The following is a 5396-nucleotide window of genomic DNA, read 5'->3' as shown; positions in this document are numbered from 1 at the left end:
TGTCATATTCAACGTGAGAAGTGTTGATGGTGATACCACGAGCTTTTTCTTCTGGCGCGTTATCGATCTGGTCGAAAGCACGTGCAGAACCACCGTAGGTTTTAGCCAGAACGGTAGTGATTGCAGCGGTCAGGGTAGTTTTACCGTGGTCAACGTGGCCGATAGTACCAACGTTAACGTGCGGTTTGGAACGTTCAAATTTTTCTTTAGACACGGCTATATTCCTTAACTCTTTTTGCTCCCCCCTCATGGAGAGAGCACTGATCAATGTGTTAAACCCGAAGCTTATTTACCACGGGCTTCAATAACGGCCTGAGCGACGTTGTTCGGCGCATCATCGTACTTCAGGAACTCCATGGAGTAAGAAGCACGGCCTTTGGTCAGAGAACGCAGTTGTGTTGCGTATCCAAACATCTCGGACAACGGAACTTCAGCGTGAATCTGAACGCCAGTAGCGTTGGATTCCTGACCTTTCAGTTGACCACGACGACGGCTAAGGTCACCGATGACGTCACCAGTGTTCTCTTCCGGCGTTTCAACTTCAACCTTCATGATAGGCTCAAGCAAAACAGGTTTCGCTTTCTTAAAGCCATCTTTAAAGGCGATAGACGCGGCCAGTTTAAACGCCAATTCGGAGGAGTCAACATCGTGGAAAGAACCGAAATGCAGACGCACACCGAGATCAACTACCGGATAACCGGCCAGTGGACCAGACTTAAGCTGCTCCTGGAGGCCTTTATCAATGGCAGGGATGTATTCCGTTGGGATCACACCACCTTTAATGTCATTGATGAACTCGTAGCCTTTCGGATTTGAGCCCGGCTCCAGTGGGTACATGTCGATAACAACATGACCATACTGACCACGACCACCAGACTGCTTGGCGTGTTTACCTTCGATGTCAGTAACTTTCGCGCGAATCGCTTCACGGTAAGCAACCTGTGGTTTACCCACGTTCGCTTCAACGTTAAATTCACGACGCATACGGTCAACCAGGATATCCAGGTGAAGTTCACCCATACCTGCGATGATGGTCTGACCTGATTCTTCGTCAGTCCATACGCGGAATGATGGATCTTCCTTCGCCAGACGGCCCAGAGCCAGACCCATTTTTTCCTGGTCAGCTTTGGTTTTTGGTTCTACCGCAACGGAGATTACCGGCTCTGGGAACTCCATACGTTCAAGAATGATCGGGCTAGCAGGATCACACAGCGTATCACCGGTAGTAACGTCTTTCAGACCGATTGCCGCAGCGATGTCGCCCGCACGAACTTCTTTAATCTCTTCACGCTTGTTAGCGTGCATCTGAACGATACGGCCCAGACGCTCACGAGCGGCCTTCACGGAGTTCAGAACGGTGTCACCGGAGTTAACAACGCCAGAGTACACACGGAAGAACGTCAGGTTACCCACGAATGGGTCAGTAGCGATTTTGAACGCCAGTGCAGAGAACGGCTCGGAGTCATCAGAATGACGTACGGCCGGGGTGTCTTTACCGTCGTCCAGAATACCGTTGATAGCTTCAACGTCATTTGGTGCTGGCAGGTATTCGACAACCGCATCCAGCATTGCCTGTACGCCTTTGTTTTTAAAGGCTGAACCACAGGTTACCAGAATCACTTCATTATTCAGCACGCGCTGACGCAGAGCTTTCTTGATTTCTTCCTCGGTCAGCTCTTCGCCGCCCAGGTATTTGTCCATCAGCTCATCTGACGCTTCAGCAGCAGACTCAACCAGATTCTGGTGCCATTCAGCAGCCAGTTCTTGCATGTCAGCTGGGATCTCTTCGTATTCGAAGGTCACGCCTGCATCAGCTTCGTTCCAGTTGATGGCTTTCATTTTCACCAGGTCAACAACACCGGTGAATTTCTCTTCTGCGCCAATTGCCAGCTGCAATGGAACCGGGTTTGCGCCCAGACGAGATTTAAGCTGACCAACAACTTTCAGGAAGTTGGCACCCATACGGTCCATTTTGTTAACGAACGCGATGCGTGGCACTTTATATTTGTTAGCCTGACGCCATACGGTTTCAGACTGTGGCTGAACACCACCAACAGCACAGTAAACCATTACCGCTCCATCAAGCACACGCATGGAACGTTCTACTTCGATGGTGAAGTCAACGTGCCCTGGGGTGTCGATGATGTTTACACGGTGCGGCTCAAACTGCTTGGCCATACCTGACCAGAAAGCAGTCGTCGCTGCAGAAGTAATGGTAATACCACGCTCCTGCTCTTGTTCCATCCAGTCCATGGTGGCGGCGCCGTCATGAACTTCACCGATTTTGTGGTTTACACCGGTGTAGAACAGGATACGTTCGGTAGTTGTGGTCTTACCGGCGTCGATGTGAGCACTGATACCGATATTACGGTAGCGCTCAATGGGTGTTGTACGAGCCATTTGATTCCTCTATTGCCTTAGGCGGTTCGGTGAAACCAAGCGGGTTGGCTTCTTGAAGCGCCCACTTGGTTAGCAAAACTACTGCATGGATTACCAGCGGTAGTGGGCGAACGCCTTGTTGGCTTCTGCCATGCGGTGAACGTCTTCACGCTTCTTAACAGCAGAACCTTTGTTTTCTGCTGCATCAGAGAGTTCGTTCGCCAGGCGCAGAGCCATGGATTTATCACCACGTTTACGAGCGGCATCAACGATCCAACGCATTGCCAGGGCATTACGACGAACCGGACGAACTTCAACTGGTACCTGGTAAGTAGAACCACCAACGCGACGAGACTTAACTTCTACAGTCGGGCGCACGTTGTCGAGAGCGACTTCGAAAGCTTCCAGGTGACCTTTACCAGAACGCTGAGCCAGGGTCTCCAGCGCGGTATAGACGATTGCTTCTGCAGTAGATTTCTTACCATCTACCATCAGAATGTTTACAAATTTAGCCAACAGCTCGGATCCGAACTTAGGATCTGGCAGGATTTTACGTTGGCCTATTACGCGACGACGTGGCATGGAAATACTCCGTTGAAAATTTCAGGATTGTCCAAAACTCTACGAGTTTATTTTGACATTAAAATGTTTGGCCTTACTTAACGGAGAACCATTAAGCCTTTGGCTTCTTCACGCCGTACTTGGAACGAGCTTGCTTACGGTCTTTAACGCCGGAGCAGTCAAGTGCACCACGGACGGTGTGGTAACGCACACCTGGCAAGTCTTTAACACGACCGCCACGGATCAGGATTACGGAGTGTTCCTGCAGGTTGTGGCCTTCGCCACCGATGTAAGAACTCACTTCGAAACCGTTAGTCAAACGCACACGGCAAACTTTACGCAGTGCGGAGTTTGGTTTTTTCGGGGTGGTAGTATATACGCGAGTACATACGCCACGTTTCTGCGGGCAAGCTTCCAGCGCTGGAACGTTGCTTTTAGCAGCCTTCACAGAGCGTGGTTTGCGAACCAGCTGATTAATCGTAGTCATTAAAAAAAGCTCCTGGGTTTTGCTTCGTTTTTTGCTTCGTAAACATGTGATAAATCCCCCCGTATGCACTACTGGCAAAGTACGAGGACGCAGAATTTTATGGCTGACTGGTAGAGGTGTCAAGAAATATACAACATCGCACGCATTACCATGCCATTTGGTTACGGTGTTTCTCGGTTAACACAACGAAGTCAGTATAACCGATCAGCGTGATTTTGGGTGAAAAATGACCAGGCAGGCCTCTGGCATCCAGATCGTCCTGCAATGCATAAAGGGATATGGGGGCATTGAGCAATAAATCAAGGCTGGCGCTCCCGGCCAGGCCGGCCAGTACGCCGTCTTGCAGCAACAGCAGGGCATCACCTTCTCTGGTCAGCCTTAACAACGCAGGCAGGTCGCAACGGGTTGGGGAATGGCTAAGGGTATACAGCATCGAAATATCCTAGAAAGTCATGACCACATCGTAAGCGGCCAGTTTCTGGCGCAGAGTATCCGCAGGCAGAATTTCAGCCTTCAGCACCCAATCAGTGACCTGTTGCAGGCCACGCTCCTGGATGGCGGTTGCGCAGAGATAGCAGTTCTCAACGTCATACAGCGGCAATACGCCAAAGGTGGCAATGTAATTACGGGCCAGGATCTTTTCGGGTTGTTGACCCGGCAGCAGTTGCAACACGCCATCGCCGACAAAAAATACGCCGATATCCTCGCTCAGTGCCGACGTCGCCAGTACCGCATCCAGCCCTTCTCTGCCAGCTGCACTGCCATGTGGCCCCTGGGTAAAAACAAACGCAACTCGTTTCATCTTGCTCATTTAAAACTGTACCAGGCGATCGTTGCTCAACGCCGCTTCTGCCAATGAGCCCAAACCGCTGAGGGTAAACCCCGGCTGCAGGTTAGCTGCCGCCAACGCCAACTGTGCAGCTTCTTGCTCATCGGTCACGCCACGGCGCAAAGCAGCCGCCACACAGACGTTAAGCTCCACGCCATGTTGCTGCGCCAGAGCCACCCACGCCCGCACCAGATCGAACTCATCGCTGGCCGGTGATGACAGCTGGTTGGCATTCAGCACCCCTTCGCGATAGAAAAAGACGCTGGTAATGCGGTGGCCTGCCGCCAACAGAGCCTGGGCGAACTGCCAGGCGCTGCTCGCTTGCTGAGTGCCATAAGCCGGGCCGGTGACCAGTAGGCAGTAGTTAAGCATCAGCGCTCATTGCCCAGCAGATCACCACTCTTGAACTGGCGGATATACAGGTAGACGGTATGTTTGGAGATATTGAGGCGATCGGCGACCTGATTGATCGCGTCCTTGATATCAAAAATGCCTTTCTCGTACAGGTTGAGTACGATCTGGCGATTTTTGGCGTTATTGGATACGTTGCGATCGGCATTCACCTCTTCGATGGTGAACTCCAGCGTCTGCGCCACCAGATCGTCAACCGAGGAGGCAAAGTTAACCGAGGAGGCCACTTCCTGCGTTTCCGGCGGCATAAAGGTCTGGATGATCTGCGAGAACGGCACGTCGAGGTTCATGTTGATACACAGCAGACCAATCACCCGCTGTTCGCGATTGCGGATGGCAATCGTCACCGATTTCATCAACACGCCGCTTTTGGCCCGGGTGAAATAGGCTTTGGAGACGCTGCTGTCATCACCCGCCATATCATGCAGCATGCGCAGCGCCAGATCGGTGATCGGCGAACCGATTTTACGCCCGGTATGCTCACCGTTGGCGATACGCACGGCGGAGCATTTCAGGTCTTCCAAGGAGTGCAACACAATTTCGCAGTGTGCACCAATCAGCATAGCCAGCCCATCGACCACGACTTCATACGACTTCAGAATTTCATGGTCCGTCTGACTAAACGGACGCTCATTCAGCAAATCAAGTTCGCTGGCTTCGCTGGATAAAAGCGAATTTGACATCGAAGATACCACCTACATAGATCGCCTGTGCCAGGGGACGCAACTA

The 5396-nt window shown here is 51.7% G+C and carries 8 protein-coding genes; all 8 read right to left on the bottom strand.

Annotation, left to right across the window (positions count from 1 at the left end):
- Positions 1-214: GTP-binding protein (locus tag ACLQ7H_RS08720; protein ID WP_237734263.1), on the bottom strand; the 214-nt coding region annotated here is incomplete at its 3' end.
- Between the two features lie 71 nt (positions 215-285).
- The gene (gene fusA, locus ACLQ7H_RS08715; protein WP_218520202.1) at positions 286-2400 is read right to left on the bottom strand and encodes an elongation factor G; all 2115 of its coding nucleotides are present in this window, start codon (positions 2398-2400) and stop codon (positions 286-288) included.
- 90 nt (positions 2401-2490) lie between these two features.
- Positions 2491-2961, bottom strand: coding sequence for a 30S ribosomal protein S7 (gene rpsG / locus ACLQ7H_RS08710; RefSeq protein WP_021181637.1), 471 nt, complete (start codon positions 2959-2961; stop codon positions 2491-2493).
- 91 nt (positions 2962-3052) lie between these two features.
- Positions 3053-3427: a 30S ribosomal protein S12 gene (gene rpsL / locus ACLQ7H_RS08705; protein WP_021181638.1), complete on the bottom strand. Its 375-nt coding sequence runs from the start codon at positions 3425-3427 to the stop codon at positions 3053-3055.
- Positions 3428-3572: 145 nt separating this feature from the next.
- Positions 3573-3860 carry a sulfurtransferase complex subunit TusB gene (gene tusB / locus ACLQ7H_RS08700; RefSeq protein WP_411752320.1) on the bottom strand — a complete coding sequence of 96 codons (288 nt, stop codon included), beginning with the start codon at positions 3858-3860 and terminating at the stop codon, positions 3573-3575.
- A 9-nt stretch (positions 3861-3869) separates the two neighbouring features.
- Positions 3870-4229: a sulfurtransferase complex subunit TusC gene (gene tusC, locus ACLQ7H_RS08695; RefSeq protein WP_411752319.1), complete on the bottom strand. Its 360-nt coding sequence runs from the start codon at positions 4227-4229 to the stop codon at positions 3870-3872.
- Between the two features lie 9 nt (positions 4230-4238).
- On the bottom strand, positions 4239-4628 hold the full coding sequence (gene tusD, locus ACLQ7H_RS08690) for a sulfurtransferase complex subunit TusD (protein WP_411752318.1): 390 nt from the start codon (positions 4626-4628) through the stop codon (positions 4239-4241).
- On the bottom strand, positions 4628-5350 hold the full coding sequence (locus ACLQ7H_RS08685; RefSeq protein WP_411752317.1) for a transcriptional regulator: 723 nt from the start codon (positions 5348-5350) through the stop codon (positions 4628-4630). Before ACLQ7H_RS08685 ends, tusD begins: the two co-directional genes overlap by 1 nt.
- Between the last annotated feature and the right edge of the window lie 46 nt (positions 5351-5396).

It is taken from the genome of Serratia sp. (in: enterobacteria), from assembly GCF_046715635.1.
GTDB lineage: Bacteria > Pseudomonadota > Gammaproteobacteria > Enterobacterales > Enterobacteriaceae > Chania.
This window is presented reverse-complemented; position numbering and strand designations above follow the sequence as displayed.

What these genes read in the sequence shown, in the direction of transcription:
- fusA (WP_218520202.1), bottom strand. Translation starts at nt 2,400, where the DNA reads ATGGCTCGTACAACACCCATTGAGCGCTACCGTAATATCGGTATCAGT.
- rpsG (WP_021181637.1), bottom strand. Translation starts at nt 2,961, where the DNA reads ATGCCACGTCGTCGCGTAATAGGCCAACGTAAAATCCTGCCAGATCCT.
- rpsL (WP_021181638.1), bottom strand. Translation starts at nt 3,427, where the DNA reads ATGACTACGATTAATCAGCTGGTTCGCAAACCACGCTCTGTGAAGGCT.
- ACLQ7H_RS08685 (WP_411752317.1), bottom strand. Translation starts at nt 5,350, where the DNA reads ATGTCAAATTCGCTTTTATCCAGCGAAGCCAGCGAACTTGATTTGCTG.
- tusD (WP_411752318.1), bottom strand. Translation starts at nt 4,628, where the DNA reads ATGCTTAACTACTGCCTACTGGTCACCGGCCCGGCTTATGGCACTCAG.
- tusB (WP_411752320.1), bottom strand. Translation starts at nt 3,860, where the DNA reads ATGCTGTATACCCTTAGCCATTCCCCAACCCGTTGCGACCTGCCTGCG.
- tusC (WP_411752319.1), bottom strand. Translation starts at nt 4,229, where the DNA reads ATGAAACGAGTTGCGTTTGTTTTTACCCAGGGGCCACATGGCAGTGCA.